Origin of the sequence: Flavobacterium sp. SOK18b, from assembly GCF_014156605.1 — a bacterium.
Lineage (GTDB): Bacteria > Bacteroidota > Bacteroidia > Flavobacteriales > Flavobacteriaceae > Flavobacterium > Flavobacterium tiangeerense.
Map to the genome: position 1 here is coordinate 1 of NZ_QKNZ01000151.1, position 23,079 is coordinate 23,079.

21 protein-coding genes and 2 tRNA genes are annotated in these 23,079 nt (G+C 32.2%); 3 read left to right on the forward strand and 20 right to left on the reverse strand.

Going from position 1 to position 23,079, the window contains the following annotated elements; all coding sequences use genetic code 11:
• Positions 1 to 17 precede the first annotated feature (17 nt).
• The 7 genes from DNC80_RS15455 to DNC80_RS15485 form a co-directional block, all read right to left on the reverse strand.
• The gene (locus DNC80_RS15455; protein WP_182651982.1) at positions 18 to 1,010 is read right to left on the reverse strand and encodes a hypothetical protein; all 993 of its coding nucleotides are present in this window, start codon (positions 1,008 to 1,010) and stop codon (positions 18 to 20) included.
• Positions 1,003 to 2,106, reverse strand: coding sequence for a mechanosensitive ion channel family protein (locus DNC80_RS15460; RefSeq protein WP_182651983.1), 1,104 nt, complete (start codon positions 2,104 to 2,106; stop codon positions 1,003 to 1,005). Before DNC80_RS15460 ends, DNC80_RS15455 begins: the two co-directional genes overlap by 8 nt.
• Before the next feature lie 205 nt (positions 2,107 to 2,311).
• Complete coding sequence (locus DNC80_RS15465; protein ID WP_182651984.1) at positions 2,312 to 5,422, reverse strand: efflux RND transporter permease subunit; 3,111 nt, start codon at positions 5,420 to 5,422, stop codon at positions 2,312 to 2,314.
• Positions 5,423 to 5,428: 6 nt separating this feature from the next.
• Complete coding sequence (locus DNC80_RS15470) at positions 5,429 to 6,496, reverse strand: efflux RND transporter periplasmic adaptor subunit (RefSeq protein ID WP_182651985.1); 1,068 nt, start codon at positions 6,494 to 6,496, stop codon at positions 5,429 to 5,431.
• An 11-nt stretch (positions 6,497 to 6,507) separates the two neighbouring features.
• A complete protein-coding gene (locus tag DNC80_RS15475) occupies positions 6,508 to 7,848 on the reverse strand; it encodes a TolC family protein (RefSeq protein WP_182651986.1) in 1,341 nt (446 codons plus the stop codon).
• Positions 7,849 to 7,916: 68 nt separating this feature from the next.
• On the reverse strand, positions 7,917 to 8,375 hold the full coding sequence (locus tag DNC80_RS15480) for a GbsR/MarR family transcriptional regulator (RefSeq protein ID WP_182651987.1): 459 nt from the start codon (positions 8,373 to 8,375) through the stop codon (positions 7,917 to 7,919).
• A gap of 145 nt (positions 8,376 to 8,520) precedes the next feature.
• On the reverse strand, positions 8,521 to 8,706 hold the full coding sequence (locus DNC80_RS15485) for a hypothetical protein (RefSeq protein WP_255493276.1): 186 nt from the start codon (positions 8,704 to 8,706) through the stop codon (positions 8,521 to 8,523).
• A 78-nt stretch (positions 8,707 to 8,784) separates the two neighbouring features.
• On the opposite strand from DNC80_RS15485, the gene DNC80_RS15490 reads away from it, so the two are divergent.
• Together DNC80_RS15490 and DNC80_RS15495 are read left to right on the forward strand one after the other, a co-directional pair.
• Positions 8,785 to 9,549 carry a LexA family transcriptional regulator gene (locus tag DNC80_RS15490; protein WP_182651988.1) on the forward strand — a complete coding sequence of 255 codons (765 nt, stop codon included), beginning with the start codon at positions 8,785 to 8,787 and terminating at the stop codon, positions 9,547 to 9,549.
• 266 nt (positions 9,550 to 9,815) lie between these two features.
• The gene (locus DNC80_RS15495; protein ID WP_182651999.1) at positions 9,816 to 11,264 is read left to right on the forward strand and encodes an amino acid permease; all 1,449 of its coding nucleotides are present in this window, start codon (positions 9,816 to 9,818) and stop codon (positions 11,262 to 11,264) included.
• A 257-nt stretch (positions 11,265 to 11,521) separates the two neighbouring features.
• Here DNC80_RS15495 and DNC80_RS15500 read toward each other — a convergent pair whose 3' ends face one another.
• From DNC80_RS15500 to DNC80_RS15510, 3 genes are read right to left on the reverse strand one after another with little or no spacing between them, the layout of a single operon-like run.
• Positions 11,522 to 12,430 carry an AraC family transcriptional regulator gene (locus tag DNC80_RS15500; RefSeq protein WP_182651989.1) on the reverse strand — a complete coding sequence of 303 codons (909 nt, stop codon included), beginning with the start codon at positions 12,428 to 12,430 and terminating at the stop codon, positions 11,522 to 11,524.
• The gene (locus DNC80_RS15505) at positions 12,427 to 12,924 is read right to left on the reverse strand and encodes a hypothetical protein (RefSeq protein ID WP_182651990.1); all 498 of its coding nucleotides are present in this window, start codon (positions 12,922 to 12,924) and stop codon (positions 12,427 to 12,429) included. Before DNC80_RS15505 ends, DNC80_RS15500 begins: the two co-directional genes overlap by 4 nt.
• Before the next feature lie 12 nt (positions 12,925 to 12,936).
• On the reverse strand, positions 12,937 to 13,752 hold the full coding sequence (locus tag DNC80_RS15510; RefSeq protein ID WP_182651991.1) for an SDR family oxidoreductase: 816 nt from the start codon (positions 13,750 to 13,752) through the stop codon (positions 12,937 to 12,939).
• A gap of 257 nt (positions 13,753 to 14,009) precedes the next feature.
• On the opposite strand from DNC80_RS15510, the gene DNC80_RS15515 reads away from it, so the two are divergent.
• Positions 14,010 to 15,014, forward strand: coding sequence for an LLM class flavin-dependent oxidoreductase (locus tag DNC80_RS15515; protein WP_182651992.1), 1,005 nt, complete (start codon positions 14,010 to 14,012; stop codon positions 15,012 to 15,014).
• A 66-nt stretch (positions 15,015 to 15,080) separates the two neighbouring features.
• On the opposite strand, the gene DNC80_RS15520 is transcribed toward DNC80_RS15515, so the two are convergent.
• The 10 genes from DNC80_RS15520 to DNC80_RS15565 all read right to left on the reverse strand — a co-directional run.
• A tRNA-Ser gene (locus tag DNC80_RS15520) sits at positions 15,081 to 15,165 on the reverse strand.
• A gap of 302 nt (positions 15,166 to 15,467) precedes the next feature.
• A tRNA-Ser gene (locus DNC80_RS15525) sits at positions 15,468 to 15,552 on the reverse strand.
• 167 nt (positions 15,553 to 15,719) lie between these two features.
• Positions 15,720 to 16,853 (reverse strand): 3,4-dihydroxy-2-butanone-4-phosphate synthase, encoded by a 1,134-nt coding sequence (ribB, locus tag DNC80_RS15530; protein WP_182651993.1) that lies wholly within the window; start codon positions 16,851 to 16,853, stop codon positions 15,720 to 15,722.
• Between the two features lie 8 nt (positions 16,854 to 16,861).
• Positions 16,862 to 18,298: an LptF/LptG family permease gene (locus DNC80_RS15535; protein WP_182651994.1), complete on the reverse strand. Its 1,437-nt coding sequence runs from the start codon at positions 18,296 to 18,298 to the stop codon at positions 16,862 to 16,864.
• Between the two features lie 8 nt (positions 18,299 to 18,306).
• Positions 18,307 to 18,939 (reverse strand): outer membrane lipoprotein carrier protein LolA, encoded by a 633-nt coding sequence (locus DNC80_RS15540; RefSeq protein WP_370628779.1) that lies wholly within the window; start codon positions 18,937 to 18,939, stop codon positions 18,307 to 18,309.
• 60 nt (positions 18,940 to 18,999) lie between these two features.
• Entirely contained in the window at positions 19,000 to 21,444 is a 2,445-nt protein-coding gene (locus tag DNC80_RS15545; RefSeq protein ID WP_182651995.1) for a DNA translocase FtsK, read from the reverse strand.
• A 15-nt stretch (positions 21,445 to 21,459) separates the two neighbouring features.
• Complete coding sequence (locus DNC80_RS15550) at positions 21,460 to 21,837, reverse strand: diacylglycerol kinase family protein (RefSeq protein WP_182651996.1); 378 nt, start codon at positions 21,835 to 21,837, stop codon at positions 21,460 to 21,462.
• Between the two features lie 10 nt (positions 21,838 to 21,847).
• Positions 21,848 to 22,345, reverse strand: coding sequence for a thiol peroxidase (tpx, locus tag DNC80_RS15555; protein WP_182651997.1), 498 nt, complete (start codon positions 22,343 to 22,345; stop codon positions 21,848 to 21,850).
• Between the two features lie 171 nt (positions 22,346 to 22,516).
• On the reverse strand, positions 22,517 to 22,774 hold the full coding sequence (locus DNC80_RS15560; RefSeq protein ID WP_086453945.1) for a hypothetical protein: 258 nt from the start codon (positions 22,772 to 22,774) through the stop codon (positions 22,517 to 22,519).
• A 109-nt stretch (positions 22,775 to 22,883) separates the two neighbouring features.
• On the reverse strand, positions 22,884 to 23,079 hold a 196-nt coding region (locus DNC80_RS15565), incomplete at its 5' end, for a thioredoxin family protein (protein WP_182651998.1).

Below are 23,079 nucleotides of genomic sequence, written 5' to 3' on the forward strand. Positions count from 1 at the left end.
GTTGTAAAGTACATACTTTATTTCTTTTTTAAAGTTGGATTAAATGATATCCCTACATTAAAATAACCTTTTGCAGATTGTTCATTTTGATAGAAATATTCACTATTTGGTTGTGCTTTTTCAGTTAATCTTGAACTAACAAAATTTGAAACCCCACCTTTAAATGTTGCAAAAAAATTGTTTGATAACTTGTGTTCATAAATTAATCCACTATTGATTTCTAGCTGACTATACTCAGCTACAGCTGGGAAATTCGGATTGTCAATATTTACATAAAAACCATTACTGTTTAGCATACTTCCAATAGAAATTCTTCCTTTGTTAGCAATTTGTCTTCTAAATAAAATACGTTGAGGTAAAATAAAATCAAAATCCCATGCCGAATTTTTAAACTTATAATTATAGGTAAATGTTGGGAAAAATGGAATTTGCGCCGTAGGATCAACAAAAACTATTGCACCTAAAGTCATGGTTACTCTTGCTGTCTTTTTTAAGATGAAAGAAAATCCTATTAAACCTTTGAGTCGTTCAAAACCTTCTTGATTTCCATCGGCTATAATACTCGTATTGTAGATAATTGGTTTTTTGAATAAGGTTGAAAAATAAGTTGCGCTCAAAGCGGTTGAAAAGTTATGAAATGTAACCAAATCGTTTTGTTGGAAAGAGGGAATGGTTGCTACATTTTGAATATCTGAAAATTCGAATTCGTTGAATTTATAATTCAATGAAGAAGTAACCGTTAACTTCTTTTTTATATAAATGGGTAAATTAACACCAAGATTTACAGTCTTTATATTTTTCAAGGTACCTTTTTGAAAATCTTGATCAAATAATTGGGAATTAAATTCGCTTTTTCCTGTTTGAATATATTCTAGATTTATCATTCTAAAACTAGGAAATTCGGCTTTTAATCTCTTTTCAGCTTTTTCTTTAAAAATGGAATCGTTTACTTGTGCGTTTATAGATATTGAAATTAAAAATATAGTAATCGTTTTAATGAATTTAGTCATTTGGTATGTTGTTAGAATTATTATTTTTGAAGACAATTGTTCGGTGTGGAAACGCAATTTCGATACCTTCTTTGTCAAATCGTTTTTTTATACTTTCGTATAAATCACATTTCATGGTAAATGCATCATTAAAATTAGCAGCCCAAGCCCATGCTCTAATGGTTACTGCACTATCATCGAGATTTATTACCCGTACAATTACTTTGTTTTCACTATTGTACTTATCAAGTTCTGTTCGATTGTCCATAGTATAGGGATGCTCTTCACATTCTTCTCTCATAATGTGTTTTGCTAGATCGATATCACTATCATAAGAAATTCCTACTTCAATCCATTGGCAACACATGCGTTCTCCTAAATCGTAATTGATTAATTTCTCTTTGTTGATAATGGCATTTGGAATTACAATCATTTTGTTTTCAAAATTTCTTATAATAGTATGCCTAAGGGTAATGTCTGAGACAGTTCCTACCATCAATTCATCAATCTTAATGACATCTCCTAATTTGAATGGTTTAAAAGCGATAATGAACAAACCACCTACCAGGTTAGAAAGTGCTTCTTGTGAGGCTACACCTGCAATGACTGCCAAAACTCCTGCACCACCAAGGGCTGTAGCTGCAAAGGTTCGCATAGATTCAAATGCTACAAGAATAAGTAATGCTCCAAAAAAATACACCCCAAAAATAGCAATATACCTTAAAAATTTATAACTGGTAGTGTCTAGATCATTTTCTGTTCTCTCCCGTATGTTTCGTTTGAACCAAGTTTGTACTAATGAAACTGCAACTAGTGTAACTACGGCAACAATTCCTAAATATAAGACTAAATAGAAATTCTGTGTTGCAACTTTATATTGCTCTTTATCAATAAAAATAAATGCAAGTGCCATAACTCCTAAAACTACCCAAAGAGCATTTAATATTTTTTGTGTTAAGTGGATGGTAGAAGGAATTTCATTTGGATGTTTTTTGAGTGATCGTCTTTCTAACCAATTGTGCAATATTTTTGTTAGAAATCTTAAAAATAGTACTACTCCAATTACTAGTAATGCATAAATTATTGCTTGTTTATGTGTGTTAAAAAAGTCTGACATATTGTAATTTTTATATTTTTCTCGAAAACGAAAGCTTTCAAAGCAAGCCTCAATTTCTTTTTTAGATTTTTCTGTAGATTTTTACAATAAATTTTAAAGTTGTAGTCAAATTTGATTAATTAAAGAATCTTAACAAATTGAAATTCAATCGAAAATTCACTTCATTAAGATTCTTTTTTATAATACTATTGAATGGTATTACATTTTAACTGATATCATTTGCAAGTGCGTTTTTAACTTCATTTTTAGTGATATCGCCTTTCCAGATGTCGATTACGATATACATAACTGGGACAATAATTACTGTAAAGAGTAGAGAGCTTGATAAACCACCTATCAGTACCATTGCTAAACCGTTTTTCCATTCAGCTCCAGCTCCTGAAGCAAAAGCAATAGGAAACATTGCAATTACCATTGCAAGTGTAGTCATAAGTATAGGACGTAATCTTGAAAGCCCTGCATTCATAATGGCCTCAACACTATTCATACCGTCTTTCTTAAATTGGTTGGCGGCATCGACTATCAAAATCGCATTCTTAATTACCAGACCCACTAACATTATCAATCCTAAGAATGTAAATACCCCTAAACTTTCTTGAAATAAGGCCAATATTAAAAAAGCACCAATCATTGCAGTAGGAACTGAAAGCATAACCACCAACGGATACGCATATGATTCATATAAAGCAACCATTATTAAATACACTAAGATTATTGACATTAAAAGTGCTAAACCTAAACTAGTAAATGCTTCTGTTTGACTTTCTAAATCTCCACCCATTTCATAACTAACACCTTTTGGTAATTTCATGTTTTCGATAGCAGTTTGTACTTCTGCAGAAACGGTTCCTACTGGACGACCAACAACTTGGGCACCAATACTCACACTACTACGTTTTTTATCTCGCTGCAATTTTGATGGTCCTGTTGATTGCTCTACTGCTGCAAATTGCTGCAATTCGATTAGTTCGCCTGTAGTATTCAAAAAAGTAACTTTCTTAATGTCATTTATATTCTTACGGTCAAACTGATCTAATTTTACATTGATATCATATTCATTTTCGCCGTCACGGAATTTATATTGTGTATTTCCTGCAAAAGCATTTTGCATAGTAGTACCCACAGTACTCATTGTTAAATTAAGTGCTGCCATTTTATCACGGTCAACTGAAATTGCCACTTCAGGGTTTCCACTATTAGCTGATAATTCTACTTCTCGAGTACTGTTTACACTTTCAATAGTTTGCTTTACTTCTTCAGCAGTTTTCATTAGCAAGTCTATATCATTACCAGTTAATAAAACTTGAATGGGACCAGCAGTGCTACCTCCAACCATACCTACGGCTGCAGTTTTGAATTTTACACCTGTAATGCTTTTAGAAAGTTTGTTTTTGATATCTCTAGCAAATTGTTCTGAAGAAATAGTACGTTCTTCTGGACTTATCATCTTTGCATTGATTTGTGCTAAATTTGAAGAATTTCCTCCACCACCAGTTCCTGTTCCAACTGTAGAAAATACAGAAGAAACGATTTTATCTTTCAGCAAAATGGTTTCTACAGCAAGCGCTGCTAAATTTGTTTCTTCAATTGTCGCTTCTTTTGGAAGTTCTAATTCTACAATGAATTCTCCATTATCACCATTTTTAACAAACTCACTACCAATAAATCCAAATACTAATAATGAGACCGAAGCAATTACTAATACTAATAATGCTAATGCTGTGATACGTTTACGAGAAAGAGTCCATTTTAAAATGCCTTTGTAAAAATTGTTTACTGCTGTTAAAAAGTTTTCAAACACAATTAACGGCTTGTGAAATATTTTTTTGTTATCCAATTCAATTACTTCAGAAAAACGTGAGGATAATAATGGCGTTAATGTAAATGAAACTACTAGTGAAATCGCTGTTGCAAATGCTACAACTACTGCAAACTGCTTTAATAAATCGGCAATTAATCCGGTTACGAAAGTAATTGGCAAGAAAACGGCAATAAGAACTAATGTGATGGACATAACTGAAAGTCCAATTTTATTCCAACTCTCCATTGCAGCTTCCATTCTGGATTTTCCTTTTTCCATTTCAGCATGAATTTGTTCCAGCACAACAATACTATCATCTACTAGAATCCCAACAACTAACGATAAACCCAATAAAGTCATTAAGTTTAAAGTATATCCTAACTGACTCATAGCAATAAATGTCGCTACAATTGAAACCGGAATTGATACCATTACAATAATTGAATCTTTCCAACTGCGTAAAAAGAACAACATAATTATGGCTACTAATCCAACGGCAAGTAGTAAGTCAAAAATCACAGCATCTGCAGCATCAAGTGTAAATACAGAACTATCTTGAGCTACTGCTATTTTTAAATTTTTATCGGCATATTCTGCTTCAATTTTTTTGATTTCTTTTTTAATATCTTCCGCTACTTGTACTGTATTTCCTTCGCTTTGTTTTGAAATGGTTAAACCAATTGAACTTATTCCATCAATTCGAGAAATAGTGCTTACTTCTTTTGTAGTATCATATACTTCAGCAATATCTTCAATACGAACACTTGAACCATTTCCTGTATTAATCTCTAATCCTTTAATGTCGTTTACATCTTTGAATTTTCCTGATAATCGAACGGTTACTTGTTGTTTTGCATCCTTAATATTTCCTGTTGGGAAATCAAGGTTTGCAGCTGAAATAGCTTGTGTTACTTGAAGAATACTTAATCCATATGTTTTCAGTTTATCTCTATCAATATTTACACGAATTTCACGTTTATTTCCTCCAATAACTTGAACTCTAGCAACACCTTCAATTCTTGACAACGTTTCTTTAATATCATTATCTACTAAATTATTAAAGTCATTAACATCCATTTCAGAGGACACTCCTAAACGCATAATTGGCATATCGTCAAAAGAAAATTGGTCAACACTTGGTTGCTCAACTTGGTCTGGTAGTTGACCTATGATATTATTTACTTTACGTTGCGCATCTTGCAATGCTTTATCAACATTTGCATTATAGGTCAATTCAACATTTACAATCGATATTCCTTCTTGTGAGGTTGATGTAATACTTTTTACACCTTCAATAGCACTTACTGCGTCTTCAATATTTGTGGTTACTGAATTTTCTACTTCACTTGGTGATGCACCAGGATAAATTGTACTAATGGATAGTTGAGGCGATGTTATTTTTGGTAGTAATTCATAGCCTAAAGTGGTATAACTAATTATTCCTAATAATGTAATTATGGTAAAGACTACAACCGCTAGTGTCGGTCTTTTTACTGATAATTCTGTGATAGACATTTTTTATTATTTAGAATTAGTTATTTTTACTAGTGTATTATTTTTTAAATTGATGATTCCTTTGTCAATAACTAATTCATTAACTTTTAAACCTTCTAAAACGATAACACTATTGTTTATTACTTTGCCTATTTTGATGCTTTTTAAAATAGATTTGTTGTTCTCTACTACATATACTTTTGGATCTTGTAAAGTAGTAACAATGGCTTCACGAGGAATTGTTAACGCATCTTTCATGTTATCTTTTAAAGTATCAAAGTGAACTTCTCCAAACATACCTGCACGCAATTGTTCTTTTTTATTATTTAAAACAATTATTGTTACTTTAAACTTTCCGGAATCATCTGCTTTTACACTAATATTTGAAACTGTTCCTGAAAAATCTACTACAGGATAAACATCCGTATTAATGGTTACTGTTTGATTAGTTTTTATGTTGATTAAATCATCTTCAGAAACATTGATAATGATTTTCATTTTATCAATTTGAACAATTTCAGCAATTTTATTTCCTGCTTGTACAAAACTGGATGACTCTACCATAACATCATTAACTACTCCAGAAATAGTAGCTTTAACTGTAGAAAAACCTAATTGTTGATTAATTTGAGCAATAGACGAACGAGAATTTTCTAATTGCAATTTCAATTCTTCTACTTGAGCTTTACTTACAGCACCTGCTTTTTCAAGTCTTTCGTATCGTTCAACATCTTTTTTAGCTTTGGCATAATTGAATCTTGCCGAAGATAATTGTGCATTTAAAGACGAAGCATCTATTCTTGCAAAAACTTGTCCTCTTTTAATAACATCTCCCTCTTTAAAATTCAATGCGGTAATACTTCCTTGCGATTCGGCAACTAAAAAAACCTCTTCAAATCCTTCAAATTCTCCTGTTGCAATTAATTCATTTGATAATGCTTTGGTTTGCACTTTGGCAACTTGAACAGGTACTGCATAAACTTCTTCTACTTCATTTGATTTCTCAGTAATATCTTTTTTATTGGTGTATAATTTATATCCAATGAATGCAACTAAAAGGGTAACTACTGCTATTATTATATTTTTTGTTTTCATGATGGTAATTGTTAATTTTGATTTATTAGTTTTGAAAGTTGACCACTGGCTTTGATTAATTGTAATTCTGAAACACGTAGCTGCAATTGTGCATTAAGATAATTTGATTGAGCTTGACGCAATGCAAATTCAGAATCCAATAGTTCAGTGATTGCTGCAATTCCCTCTGAAAAAGAAAGTTTAATTCCATTGTAATTCTCATTTGCCAAACTCATGTTCTCTTTTTGATTTTTTACCTGGATTTCACTTACAGTAATTTGTTGTTTCGCATCTTGGTATTCTTTCTCAATATTCAGTTCCAATGTTTTTTTATCAGCTTCTAATTTTTCAGTAGCTAATTCTTTCTGTAACACTCTTTTTCTTTTTTGAAAACCATCAAATAATGGCACAGAAGCCGCTAGACCCCAAGTTCCGTTAAATTGGTCTGCATAATTAGGACCAGAAAATTTAAATTCATTAGCATTACCCTGATAATTGTAAGTGAAGAAAGCGTTCAGTTTAGGGTAGAATTCTGCTTTAACTAATTTTTCATCAATTTTAGATAATTCAATCTGCTTAATGGTTTGCATTAAAGTAAGATTACTTTCCATAGTTAAGTTATCTTGAATTATAATCTTGTTTGCATCATCTAATTTTTCGGTTAAAACTAATGTCTCATTTGATGGGAAATTCAGTAGTACCTTTAACATTCTAATGCTTTCATTTTTAGAGTAAATTGCATTTTCAATATCCGTACTTAAATTAGATTGATTTACTTTTAATTGATTTACATCCAGCTTTTTCATAATACCTTCTTTCAATTTTAATTCAGAAAGTTTGATCAAATTGTTTGTTCTGTTGTTGTTTTCATCTAAAAGTTCTATTTGTTTTTCAGCAATTTGAATTTGAGTATAAACTTGAACTACATTGATTATTAAATCTTCCTTAGTTTTTAAAGTTTGCAAATCATTTAGTTGTTCTAAAGCTTTCACACTTTTTAAAGAATTAAATAATTGAAAGTTTATTAATTGCTGTTGAACATCTAGACCGCTGGTTACTTGGTAGCGATTACCAAATTTCACACCAATTGTTGTTCCTGGTGTTCCACCAACGATCTCAGCAGGCAATTGCTGTTCAGCTAATGAGAAATTATCAGTAAACCTTCCGTTTAAATTAATTTGGGGTAATCCTTTTCCTTTTATTTCAGCAATTTGAGCTTGAACAATTTTCTTTTCAATTTCAGTTTTGCTTAAATTAAGATTGTTATTCAAAGCATATTCTACAGCTTCTCGTATTGTTAAGGATTTTACACTTTGTTGTCCTATGCTTCCTATCGAAATTAGGAAGGTGAAAAGTAAAGTTAGTTTTTTCATTTTTTAATGTTTAGTATGTATTAATTAGTTCTGAATCAAAAGAACCAATTTAATAAAAAAAATAGGGGCTATTTGTCTCCCCAATTATCAATAATTTCGACTGTTTCGGTTATGAAATATTCCATAAAATCAGTAAGTTCATTTAATTTATCATTGTATTCTTTAGATTTAGGTGTTCTATTTTTATGTATCTCTTTTAATAGTGCATTGTAATTATTTAAACCAAGCATGTCTTTTTTGAACTTCGTTTTCCATTGATCTAATTTGGAATAAAAATATCTTTTTCGGTCTCCAGATTTAGTTTTATAGCCAACATTCTCTAATGTCAATAAGACATTCAAGGCATTACTGGTAGCACTTTTACTCAAATTTAGTGTTTCTCTAATTTCATCAAATGAAATTTCATTGTCATCTGCAATAGTTAATAAAGCATTTACTCTTGCAGCAGCAGGGGCCATACCCATTTGCTCTTGAAGCACACCAAAACTTTCAATAAGTTCTTTTTGTTTTTCTGTTAATTGTATCATGCTATTTAGTTTTATCTGGGTACAAAGGTAGTGAGTTTTTTTAGTTCTGCAAGTGAAGAACTAAAAAGTTATATTTTTTTTAAATATAGGTATTTTAAAAAATATAATTACCATTTAATTTCTTCATTTAGTACTTTCTTTCTATTTAATAAACTTTGGCGCAATGCTGGATAGTCGATAATATTTTGTACCCCAACATTTTGATATCACTTTCAATAGTAACAACATTGGTATGTGCTATGGTCAATGCAAAAGTGTGTCGGGCAATGTAGCAAGTTAATTCTTTTTCGATCTCGCAAACTGCTGCTATCTCTTTTAAATAAGTATTCATTTTTTATACGCTACAAAATCAGTATAGATGATAACAAATTTTATTATATTTGTTGTTACAAATTATAACAAAATAACTATGTCTGTATTTTCCGGCAACATCAGAAACCTTAGGGTGCAACATAAAATTTCGCAAGAAAAACTGTCGGAATCGTTAGGGATAACCAGAGGTCGATACGTCAAATATGAAGATGGAACTTCAGAAGCTCCCTATGAAATTTTGAAGAAAATAGCACATTATTATCACATCAGTATTGACTTACTTTTGTCTGTGGATGTAAGGAAAATTCCTTTAGACGATTTATTGCACTTGGAAAATAACCGATTGGTGTTGCCCATTACGGTAGATAAGAAGGGAGAAAACTTTATAGAAGTTGTTACTCAAAAAGTAAAAGCTGGTTATTTGAATGGGTATGCCGATCCGGAATATATTGAAAGTCTGCAGCAAATTTCATTGCCTTTTTTGGGAACAGGAAAGCACAGGGGATTTCCAGTAGAAGGTGATTCTATGCCACCACACGCAGATGGTTCCATCATTGTAGGGCGTTACATTGAAAAGTTAGGAGATGTCAATGATGGCAAAACCTACATACTGATTACCAAAAATGAAGGTATGGTCTACAAGCGATTGAACAAAAACAAAAAGAATGCACTTGTTGTAGCTTCAGATAACAGTTTTTATCCTTCTTATGAAGTCAAGGTATCAGCAATACTTGAAATTTGGGAATACGTGTGTAACATTGGTCTCACAGATGAAAAACAAGAATTAACGGAAACTGCTAGTGTAAAAGACCTGTTTTTAGAGTTAAAAAGGGATATTCAGGATTTAAAAATTAAGCTATAAACCTAAATCATATTTGGTGTGGTAAAAGGAATTTCAACTAATGGAAAAATGTTGAAATAGTTTGGGAATCAGATGCAATACTTAATACATTTGCACCACAAATAAAAAACGTAGTTAAACCTTGCTTAATCAATTCTATACAATACAGCTTTGTATTGTACTATTTATTGTAGAAATGGTTTAATAATGACACTATACAAACATAATAGCAACGAACCCTTTCTTTTGCTGAAAGGCTTTTTCTATATTTAAAAATACTTAAAATGATGCTTAAAAAATCTATTGACCGTTTAAAATTAGAAGCTTCTGAAAGCGGTAAAGGAACTCTAAAAAGAAGTTTAGGTGCCATTAATTTAGTAGCAATTGGTGTTGGAGTTATTATAGGAGCCGGTTTATTTTCTTTAACAGGAATAGCAGCTGCAAATAATTCAGGACCGGCCGTAATTTTATCTTTTGTTGTTGCCGCGGTAGGCTGTGCATTTAGTGCTTTATGCTATGCCGAGTTCGCTTCGATGGTATCCGTTTCAGGAAGTGCTTACACGTATGCTTATGCCACTTTAGGTGAGCTTTTTGCTTGGATTATTGGTTGGGATTTGATACTTGAATACTCGGTCGGGGCTGCTACTGTAGGCATTAGTTGGTCGCAATATTTAGTTAAGTTTCTCGAAAAATTTGATATTTTCTTGCCGCCTCAGTTGGTGATGTCTCCTTTTGAAAAAGCCACATTAGCAGACGGCACAATAGTAAACGGATGGTTTAATTTGCCTTCGATTTTAATTATTGCTTTAATTACTGCAATAATTATTCGCGGGACTAAAGGATCTGCGATATTTAACGTGATAGTCGTAACTTTAAAAGTGGGTGTCGTGTTGGTTTTCATAAGTTTGGGCTGGCAATATATTGATGTGGCTAATTACCATCCGTTTATTCCTGAGAATACTGGTGTTTTTGGAGAGTTTGGTTGGTCAGGAGTATTACGAGGTGCCGGGGTAGTTTTCTTCGTTTTTATTGGATTTGATATTGTTGCTACAATGGCGCAAGAAACTAAAAATCCACAGCGTAATATGCCCATTGGAATTCTGGGTTCATTAATAGTTTGTACTGTTTTATTTATATTATTTGGATATGTAATGACAGGTCTGGCAAATTATACTGAATTTAAAAATAGTGCAGCACCAGTTGCGGTAGCAATAGCTCATACTCCATACAAATGGTTAGCAGTAGCCGTTATTATGGCTATCTTAATTGGATATACATCTGTAATATTAGTTGATTTATTGGGACAATCTCGAGTGTTTTTTTCTATGAGTAAAGATGGATTGTTACCAAAAATATTCTCTGATTTGCATCCAAAATTTAACACGCCTTATAAATCAAATATTGTTTTATGTATTTTTATTTCCCTTTTTGCGGGTTTGGTTCCCATTAGTATAGTAGGAGAGATGACTAGTATAGGAACGCTTTTAGCATTTGTAATGGTTTGCCTTGGAATTATAATTTTGCGCAAGCAACAGCCAGATATTGAACGACCATTCAAAACTCCATTTGTTCCTTTAGTTCCTATTTTAGGAATACTAACATGCGTATTAATGATGGTTTCTCTTCCTTTTGATACGTGGTTAAGATTAATTGTTTGGTTGGCAATAGGGTTTGTAATCTACTTTTTTTACGGTAAAAAGAATAGTAAATTAAGGAGAGAACAAGAGGAAAAATAATTTGAAACTATTCTAGAAGGGAAAAATTAAATTTTATTTCTTTCGAGTTGTCTTTAAGATTATTGTTGTTTTATTCTATCAAGTTTCATTTTTTGAATTGCATTTTATTATCCTTTTTTGCAAGTGGTATTTGTAATGATTTGTAATTTGCCTTTACGAATGAGTAGAGATTACAAATCCTTTCGTACTTGTTATTACATGTATAAAAGTAAATATGATAGAAAATTCAGTATCAAACCAAATAGAAATTAGCTTTTTTAATTCATGGTTCTATATTCTAAAGGCGTTTTACCTGTCTTTTGTTTGAATAGTTTATTGAAATATTGTGGGTACTCAAATCCTAAACTGAACGCTATTTCATTAATGTTTTTTTCTGTATTGATTAAATACGTTTTGGCTTGTTCGATCAAGTAAAAATGAATGTGTTCTTGAGCATTTTTACCTGTTTCCTTCTTTAATAAGTCACTTAAATAGCTTGGTGATAAGTTTACTTTTTCGGCTAAAAAGGCAACGCTTGGCAATCCTTGTGATTTGATATTTGTTTCGGAAAAATAAGTATTTAAGATGGTTTCTATTTGAGCCAGTATTGACTTATTGGCTTGGCTTCTGGTAATCATTTGTCGGCCATAAAACCTAGAACAATAATTCAATAATAATTCTATCGTCGAGACAATGATAAATTGGCTGTGCACATCAATATTTTCTTGAAGTTCCATTTGAATTTTTTGGACACAGTCAAATAAAATATTTTTTTCTTTGTCGGAGAGATGAAGAGCTTCTGAAACTTCATAATTAAAAAAGCTATACTTTTTTAATTTGTCATTTAAAGATGTTGCTCGGATAAGGTCGGGGTGAAAAAACAAACCCCAACCCATCATGTTTTCTTTGTGTTCAATTTCATTATCAATTTCTATCGTTTGATTGGGCGCAATACATATTAAATTACCGTCTTGAAAATCTATTGCTTTCCGGCCGTATTTGATATTGTTTTTGCAATAGTTTTTAAACATAATCGAATAAAAGTCAGTAGAAATTTTAGAATATTCTTCCACTTGTTCACTTACATTACTAAAATCTAAAACAGCAACTAATGGATGATGACTATTGCCTAAATTAAATAATTTATACAAGTCTGCAACGCTATGAAGATGTACAATTGCTTTCATATTTTCTCAACTAATTCTTTTAAATTTTCAACATAAAAATGGCCTCTTTTTTCGGCAAAGAAGTCTAAAGATAATAAAACTGCACATTGTATAAAAAGTCCCAGACCAAAACCTTTCCAAAAACCGTAATTAGACAAAGTGTACATTAAAATGACACCTAAAATAATCATTGAAATTTCGAAATAGCGATAGTAAACGAAGTTTTTCATTACTTTTTCCATTCTCGGAATTTCTTCTGCTTGTATTTTATGGGGTTCGTTTTTTAGGATAGTTTCAACTCTTAGATTGTCTATTGGGCTTCTTGTAAAGATTGTTACTCCAATAATAATTTGAATAATTGAAAAAAAGACGAATGGAATGGCTACGCCTTTCCAAAAACTTTCTTTTAGAAAAAAGAAAAAATACATCGATAGTAGGATAGCAACAACACCGAAGCCCATAAACAATAGGCTTTCGGCTTTTTCTGCATTGAAATATTTTACAATTGGATTCATAGTTCTATTGTTTTAAAGTCCGAATTGTGTTTTGATACCGCCAATAAATGTAGTATCATCATATTGTTGACGGTTTGCAATAAGCATTTTAGCATCTTCACCTGCAGTATATCGCAATTGCTTTTTACCATCGGTTGCCGCTTCAAATATTACTTCTGCCACAACAGTTGCCGGTGAAGCATTTTCTGCCATTACAGGCATTGCTGTCATCAACGCACCTACAATATTTTGGTATTCAGCCATATTTTCGTCATTACTAAAATCAAAAGATCTTCCACCAAAATCGGTTGCAATCATTCCTGGCTCAACAATTTTAACTTGTCCACCAAACTGTTCTACTTCAAAGTTAAGCGATTCGGATATACCTTCTACGGCAAATTTTGTTCCGTGGTATAGGGAGCCTAGAGGAAAAGTCAATTTGCCACCAATAGACGAAATATTAATAATAATACCTTTTTTGTTTTTTCTAAAATGAGGTAGGACAGTTTTGGTAACGTCTAAAAGCCCGATAACATTAGTATTGAATTGTCTAATAACTTGCTCTCTACTAAAGGCTTCCAAGGGCCCGTATGCTCCATAACCAGCATTGTTTAATAGTACGTCAACACCTCCAAATTTTAGAATACCTTCATTAAACGCATCTTGAATAGATGTCACATTTAAAACATCAAGTTGGGTAACTAAAACATTTTCTAATTGGTTTAATTCTGTTTCGTTTGCTGGATTTCTCATGGTAGCGATTACATTCCAACCTTTGGATTGAAATAACTTTGCCGTTTCTTTTCCGATGCCACTGCTTGCTCCTGTAATTAAAATTGTCTTGGTCATTTTTTTGAATTTAAAATTATGATGCAAAGTTGGCTCATAATGTTAATTCACAACTCATACAAATTCAGGATTTTTGTATTCTTTTTACGGTTTGTTGGCCCTGTCTTGTCCTGAAATAGCGATACACAAAAATTAGTTATCAAACTCAGCTTACTAGTTTTGGTTAGAATTCCATCCAAACATTATAATTCAATTAACACCTCAAAACATAGCCTCATCATCTTAATACCTAATTTTGTACTACAAATAAAATTTTTATGAAGAACGCTATTCCTATATCTTTATTAGAATTGGCTTTAATTACAGAAAACAGCAATGCCAGTGATACCATGCAAAAAACCAAAGAGTTGGCGCAACTGGCAGATCATTTGAGATACAATCGGTTTTGGTTGGCAGAGCATCATAATATGGCTCACGTGGCCAGTACGGCAACGGTGGTTTTGATTGGTTATATTGCCAGTGAAACTCAAAATATTCGGGTAGGATCAGGTGGGATTATGTTGCCCAATCATTCACCATTAATCATTGCGGAACAGTTTGGTACCTTGGCTACTTTGTATCCGAACCGAATTGATTTAGGTCTTGGAAGAGCTCCAGGAACTGATGCGTTAACTGCACAAGCTATTCGAAAAGATTTTTTTGAAGAAGCCCAACAATTTCCCAAGAATGTATCCAAATTGCAAAGATATTTCTCTGAAGCCAATGCTACAGAAAAAGTGAGGGCTTTTCCGGCCGAAGGGATGAATGTGCCCATTTGGATTTTAGGTTCGAGTATGGATAGTGCAAAATTGGCAGCTGAATATGGCTTGCCGTATGCTTTTGCAGGGCATTTTGCACCCAGACAAATGCTACAGGCATTTGAATTTTACAGAGAAAATTTTCAACCTTCAACCTTTTTGAGCCAACCCAAAACAATGGCTTGCGTGAATATCATAGCAGCCGACTCTGATGAAGAAGCTCAATTTTTATCGAATAGTTTGTATCAAATGTTTTTGAATTTAATACGAAACGATAGAAAAGGTTTGCAGCCTCCCGTAGCATCTATTGATGAAATGATGAATGAGGAAGAACGCTTTCATGTGAATCAAATGACTGCTTGCACCTTTACAGGCAGTAAAGAAAAACTGACTAAAGATTTAAAAGAATTTATTCAATATACTCGCATAAATGAATTGATGATTACCAGCCCCATTTTTGACCATCAAGATAAATTAAAGAGTTTACAGATTTCTAAATCGGTAATGGATGCGATTAATGAATGATAGGGTAGTTACCAATAAAAAAACGCTGTAAAATTTAAGTTTTACAGCGTTTCGCTTTTAATTCCGCGGAGAAAGAGGGATTCGAACCCCCGGACCTGTTACAGTCAACAGTTTTCAAGACTGCCGCATTCGACCGCTCTGCCATTTCTCCAGTATGTCGCTATCATTTTTTGATTGCGAGTGCAAATATAATAAGTTTTTTCGAATCTGCAACATTCTTTTATGATTTTACTAAAAAAAAGAATGCTAAAAAAAAGTATGATATACGGATCAATTTTTAAAAACAAAAAACAGCACGAATTTTGCGTCTTTATATTTAGCTAAGAAGATTGGATAACTAACAAGGTCCCAGAAGTGGAGTCCTTCAATGAAAACGAAAACATTTGTAACAGAATATTTTTAAGGCTTTTATGAAATAAAAAAGCCCAAAACTTGCGTTTCGGGCTTTTCTTGCGGAGAAAGAGGGATTCGAACCCCCGGACCTGTTACAGTCAACAGTTTTCAAGACTGCCGCATTCGACCGCTCTGCCATTTCTCCAGTATGTCGATCTCATTAGATGATTTCGACTGCAAATGTAAGGCTCTTTTTGGGTTATGCAAGTGTATAATTGAAAAAAAATAAAGACAATTTTGATTTATTTTATAAAATATTCATAATCTTATGGTTACAAATGAAATTATTTTTTACTTTTTTTTCAAAACAAACTAATACCTTACGTATTCTGTTATTTCTAATCCATAACCAATCATTCCAACGCGTTTTGTGCCTTCCGTATTGGTTACTAATCTTATTTTTGAAATGTCAATGTCATGTAATATTTGAGCACCGATACCAAAATCTTTGCTATCTATAATAATTTTTGGTGCTTTTAGAGTTCCATTTTGCTGTAAAACTTTTAACTCAGTCAATCTATTTAAAAAGTTTAAAGATTGTATGTCTTGATTTATGAAAATTAACGCCCCTTTTCCTTCTTCATTAATCACCTTAAACATGTCATCTAATTGTTGGTCGGCATTATTAGTTAATGTCCCCAATAAATCATTATTCACAAGTGACGAGTTAATTCGGGTGAGTATAGAATCACCTAAGTTCCAAGTTCCTTTGGTTAAGGCAATATGAATTTGCTTGTTTGTTGTTTGTTGGTAAGCTCTTAGTCTAAAAGTACCAAAACGAGTTTCTATATTGAAATCTTCTTTTTTTACAATTAAACTATCATGTTGCATTCTATACGCTACTAGGGCTTCAATTGAGACTAATTTTAAATTGAATTTCTTGGCAACTTCTACTAATTGTGGGAGACGAGCCATAGTTCCATCTTCATTCATTATTTCAACAATGACACCGGCAGGTTTAAACCCAGCAAGTCTTGCAAAATCAATTGCAGCCTCAGTATGACCTGTTCTTCTTAATACACCACCTTGTTTTGCTATAAGCGGAAAAATATGTCCAGGTCTAGCTAAGTCGTGTGGTTTTGTATTTTGATCTACTAATGAAAGAATTGTTTTAGCTCTATCAGATGCTGATATTCCAGTAGTAACTCCATTTCCTCGTAAATCTACCGAAACAGTAAATGCAGTTTCCATGGGATCAGTGTTGTTGCTTACCATTACATGAAGTCCTAATTCTTTACAGCGGTTTTCTGTCAATGGCGCACATATCAATCCACGACCGTGAGTAGCCATAAAATTAATCATTTCGGGTGTTACCATTTCGGCTGCTGCCAAAAAATCACCTTCGTTTTCACGATCTTCATCATCAACCACTATGATTATTTTACCTTGTCTGATGTCTTCTATTGCTTCTTCAATAGTGTTAAGTTGAATTGTATTTGAGCTCATTGTGTGTGTTAGTTTTGTGTTGTTGGGAATAATTTTTTAAATAACTTTTGAAAAGGCAAAAGAATTACATCCATATTAATAAGTCCTATGTCGTTAGTTGCACGATAGGTTAGTAATATAGCAAAAGGTGTTAGTATAATAGAGGATAGCCAAGCTCCTAAAAAAGGAGTCATTCCATCTTCTTGTGCAAGTCTTTTTCCAAATGTATTGATGAAATGGTAGGTTATAAAAATAAGAACAGCAAAAACAATTGGCAATCCTAAACCACCTTTTCTAATTATTGCTCCAAGGGGTGCACCAATAAAAAACATTAAAAAACAGGCAAATACAATTACAAATTTGTCGTAAAATGCAATTAGGTGTTTGTTGATGTTTTTTTGTTTGTTCAAAATTTCACTTCTAATTGTTTCAATAGAGTAGGAGGTGTTGGTAATGTTGCTACTTGCTATTTTTAAAATATCTGATTTTTGCTGATTGGTATACAAACTCAAAATATCAGTAGGTAGCTCTTTTTTGACTTTTGTTTTTGGAAAAACTTTTGGAGCAGGATAATTTATTCTTGCAGTTGGATTTTCTGTAAAATTTTTAACTTCCGTTTTAATATTTTTGTTTAGAGAATCAAGGGTGTATGACAGTTCATTTATCGTTAACATCGTATTGGTATTGGTTACCGATGCATCGTTGACGTCAGTTTTATTCAACTCTGATAAATCAATATTTATAATTTGTTTTTTAAATGAACTTTTAGCAAAAGGCATTTTGCTTCTATCTTCATAGTTTTTTGGAACAATATCTTCATAATAATACCCATCGTTTAAAACTAATTGGAGAATACTAGATTCTTCACTACTTATTAACGAACCATTTTTGGCTTTTATTACTGTTTTACTCCCATCACCAATTTTAGATTTTTTGTGAATAGTTATTCCTGTAAGATCATTGCCTTCTTTTCCTGATTTTTTGTTGACTTTGATGTTGTAAAACCCTACATCATTAAATTGTCCTTCAGCAATAGCAAGTGCTGGTTTTACTTGAGCTATATTTTTACGGAAATTAATAAACTTATATTCAGCATATGGAATAACATTGTTGGCAAAAAAGAAAGCCATGATGCTCAACAATATGATAAAAATTGTAAGCATTCTCATGGCTCTTTGTAGTGATATTCCAGAGGATTTCATGGCTGCAAATTCATAATTTTCAGCAAGATTCCCAAAAGTCATTATGGAAGCTAGTAAAATAGATAATGGTAATACTAGCGGAACTATACGCGGCATTGCAAAGGCTAAAAATTTAATAACCATTAAAAGATCTAAGTCTTTACCCGCTAATTCTGATATAAATAACCAAACGGTTTGTAAAATAAAAATAAAAAATAGGATTACAAATACAGTTGTAAATGTAGTCAGGAATGTTTTTAATAAGTATTTGTCAAGAATTTTCACCTAGTGCATTAATCTAATTTGTTGATGTAGTAATTTGGATATTTACTTGCCGCAAAGGTAAATTGATTTTTTGACAAAGGTTGATTGGTTTTAAAAGAATTAACGGTTAATGTGGTTTTTGTTCCTTTTTTACCTATTTCAATAAGATTATAGATGTGTTTCGTTTGAATATCAATACCCAATAAAACCTCTTTTCTTTGATCTTTTGTACTTACAGGCACCAATTTTATATATTGAATTTTTCTACCCTTAACATTTTGAACAATATCCATCGTGTATTTATAACCTGAATTAAAAAAGGTTAACATTTTTGATGGTGTTATGGCATTGTCATCTTTTTCATTTACAGTTGAAATTGTAATTTCTTCATCCTCGGGTACTATAGTATATGTTTTTTTTCCATCAAAAACTTTAGTAACTCCCATGAAATTCAATACATATTGATTTCCTTTCATGGTAACATTTCCCTTGCTATCTTGGTTAATATTTTCCTTAGAGTTGTTAAGGGAATATTTAAAATCGATCGTGATGTTATTGTAACTTTTAACTTTTGCTGTTACTTGATCAAGTAAATCTTTAGCTTTTTTATCCTGAGCAGAAACTGAAATCGTAAGTAAAAAAAGTATGCTAAAAGTGATCATTTTTGAACTAAAATTTTTCATCTCAATCATTTTTGTTTTCAAAGCGTTTAATTTCATAGTTTAATTATTTTGTTCATTACTGAAAAATTGATCTAGAGAACTCATATCAAGTATGTTTACGCTTCTTGCTTTACTTCCTTCAAATGGTCCAACTATACCAGCAGCTTCTAATTGATCAATAAGTCTACCTGCTCTGTTGTATCCTAATTTTAATTTTCGTTGAAGTAGTGAAGCCGAACCTTGTTGCGCATTAACAATAATCTCTGCAGCTTCCCTGAAAAGTGTATCTCTTTCGGAAATATCTACATCAAGATTAATGCCACTTTCTTCTCCTACAAACTCAGGAAGTAAATAAGCAGTAGCATAGGCTTTTTGAGCGCCTATAAATTCAGTTATTTTTTCTACTTCAGGAGTGTCAATAAAAGCACATTGTACACGAACTACATCATTACCATTTGTGTATAACATATCTCCACGTCCAATCAACTGATCAGCTCCTTGCGTATCCAAAATTGTTCTTGAATCAATTTTTGAAGTTACTCTAAATGCAATTCTCGCAGGGAAATTGGCTTTTATCAAACCCGTAATTACATTCACAGATGGACGCTGAGTTGCTATAATTAAATGTATACCAATAGCTCGTGCTAATTGAGCCAGTCGTGCAATAGGGACCTCAACTTCTTTTCCTGCAGTCATGATCAAATCGGCAAACTCATCAACTACAAGAACAATATAGGGTAAAAATCGGTGTCCATTTTCTGGATTTAATTTTCTAGCCTTAAACTTATCGTTATATTCTTTGATATTTCTTACCATCGCGTCCTTCAATAAGGAATACCGATTGTCCATTTCTACACAAAGAGAGTTTAATGTATTTACAACTTTAGCATTATCTGTAATAATAGCATCATCCATATCAGGGAGTTTAGCTAAATAATGTCTTTCTATTTTATTAAAAAGAGTAAGTTCTACTTTTTTTGGATCAACCAATACAAATTTTACTTCTGCTGGATGTTTTTTGTACAATAATGATGTTAAAACCGCATTTAACCCAACTGATTTTCCTTGTCCAGTAGCACCTGCCATCAATAAGTGCGGCATTTTGGCTAAATCCACAACAAAAGTTTCATTAGAAATAGTTTTTCCTAGTGCGATAGGCAATTCCATTTCAGCTTCTTGAAATTTGGCTGAGCCAATGACACTTTTCATAGAAACCATAGTAGGGTTCTTATTTGGTACTTCAATACCAATAGTTCCTTTTCCTGGGATAGGAGCAATAATACGTATTCCTAAAGCGGATAAAGACAATGCGATATCATCTTCAAGACTTTTAATTTTTGAAATTCTAATTCCAGCCTCGGGTACAATTTCGTATAATGTAACCGATGGACCTACGGTAGCTTTTATTTGTGCAATTTCAATTTTGTAATTACGGAGTGTATCTACAATTCTGTTTTTATTTTCTTCTAGTTCTGCCTGGTTGATTGTAATACCTCCGGTTGAATATTCTTTTAGTAAATCAATTACAGGAAATTTATAATTTGATAAATCAAGAGTTGGATCAAATAACCCAAAATCAGCCACAAGCCTTGAAGCCAGATTCTCTTCAATGATATCTTCTTCAGCAGCTTTTTCAATCACGAAAGTATCTTCGGTATTTTTAATGATTTCAGGTTCCCTTTGAGGCGCAACAACCATTGAGAGTGGTTTTGTTACAGGTTCTCTTATCAGATCAGATGCATTGTTGATAGTAGGTTTAAGCGCTTCTTTATTAATTTCAAATTGATTTCCATTCGTTTTTAAATGAATATCATCTTTTTCTTCTTCGTCAACAGCAAATTCCTCCAAGTTGTAATTACTATTGGATTCATTTTTTGTTGAAGCATTTACAGATTCTATTGTATTCTCTTTGGATCTATCAAAAAAGGATTGAATGGTTTCCGGCGAAAGTTTCATTTTGAAAATGATATAAATCACCAATCCGAAAATTAAGGTAAGCAAGGTTCCCGTTTTACCCAAATAATCTTGTAAGAATAAATTGAGTTCATAACCAATAATACCCCCTAATTCGGGTAGTGAAGTAGCAAAAAAACCAAAAAGAATTGAAAGCACAATAATTGCAAATAAGTCCCAAAACCAAATATTTTTCAATCTCTTAACGGGAATTCCCACGATAAGATACATACCTGATAAGAAAAATAAGCGAACAAATATAAAAGAAGCAACACCAAAACCTTTATAAACAAAAGTGTCTGCTAGTAGTGCTCCAAATTTACCAAGCCAGTTTTGAACAAGTTCTTCTCTACTAGTTATTTCTTGAACTGCACTTTGATCTTGCTGTCCGTAAATGAAAAATGAAATAAAGGCCAATAACAAGGCCACAGAGAATAGCACTAGCATGGTGCCAAAAACTATTTTCTGTTGTTTAGAGATTTGGATTTTTTGGGTACTCGTAGAAGTAGTTTCCTTCTTTTTATTGATAGGTGCTTTTACTGTTTTTGCCATTGATGTATTTATAAATTACCTAGAAAAGAAGGGGAAGTAAATAATTAAACCAATAACAAGTGCTGTTATAGCCGCGAAGAAAACAGCACCAGCAGCAATATCTTTGATAAACCCAATTTTTTCATGAAAATTAGGATGTATAAAATCAGCAATCTTTTCTACCGCAGTATTTAACCCTTCTATGCTTATTACCATACCTATAGCTAGGGTTTGTATTAACCATTCCGTTTTTGAAATACCAAAATAAAAACCAGCTATGGTTACAATGACTCCAAGGAAACATTGTACCATAATGCTGTGTTCTGTTCGTATTAATTTGGTTGCGCCATTAAAAGCAAAACGAAAACTTTTTAATCGCCCTGTAAAAAAAGTATTGTCTTTTTTGAACTCCATTAAGTAAGTTTTATAGAACGCTTAAAGCGGCTTCATAATTAGGTTCGTCAGCTATTTCAGCTACTTGTTCCGTGTGTGTGATAACACCATTTTCATCAACAACAATGATTACTCTAGAATGTAATCCAGCAAGTGGACCATCAGTAATTTCTAAACCGTTTGTTTTACCAAAACTACCTTCTGTAAAATCAGATAAATTTACTACGTTCTCTAATCCTTCAGCGCCACAAAAACGTTTTTGTGCAAATGGTAAATCTCTTGAAATACATAATACAGTTGTGTTTTCAAGAGCACTAGCACTTTCGTTAAATTTTCTAACAGATGCTGCACAAGTTCCTGTATCTATACTTGGAAAAATGTTTAAAACTAATTTTTTACCTGCAAAATCTTGTAATGATGCAACTGACAAATCAGTTTTAACTAATTTAAAATCAGCAATATTACTTCCTATAGTTGGTAATTCGCCCGAAGTGTGTATTGGATTTCCTCCTAATGTTATTGTAGCCATGATTTGTGTTTTTTTATGAAGTTCAAAAGTATGAAATTTATTTAAGAATACTAACTCAAAAACTGTTCTAAAATAGTTGTTTTTTTATAATTAATCTTTGTAGTTGTTTTGGTTTAACCAAAAAAAAACGCACCCTAAAAAGTGTGCGTTATATTCTTACTGTAGTACTGATTATTTATCAATAGAACCTAAAACTCGTTTCATGAAGGAGTTTAAAGCTTCTTTTTTATCAGTGCCATTTTTAACAAGTTTGTGGACTTCTAAGGCACCATACATATTTGAAATTAACTCTCCTATAACATCTAATTCTTCATCTTTTAAGGACGAAATCTCAGTCATAGATTCAAGAACATCAATGGTTTCAATTAAAAAGTCTTCGTCATTTTCTTCAATAAATTGAGTTAAATGTTTAATTACGGGTAGTTTCATTTTTTATAAATTTTCAGTATCTGATTTTTATAAGTAAAAGGTTTTAAATTTCATTTGCATTAGAATTTTAAGTAATGCATGGAATTTTAAAATTTAAACAAAAATATCATTACACTATTTCGTTTACCAATTCGTTTAAAACTTCGGCTTTATTGGTCTGAGTTTCGTTTACCAATTGTCCGTTTACAAATGTAGCAAACGTTGGTAAATTACTCACGTTAGCTAGTTTTCTTGATTCTGGAAAGTTTTCAGCATCAACAAGAGCGAAAGTTATCGTTTCGTTTTCCAAAGCTAATTTCTTAAAC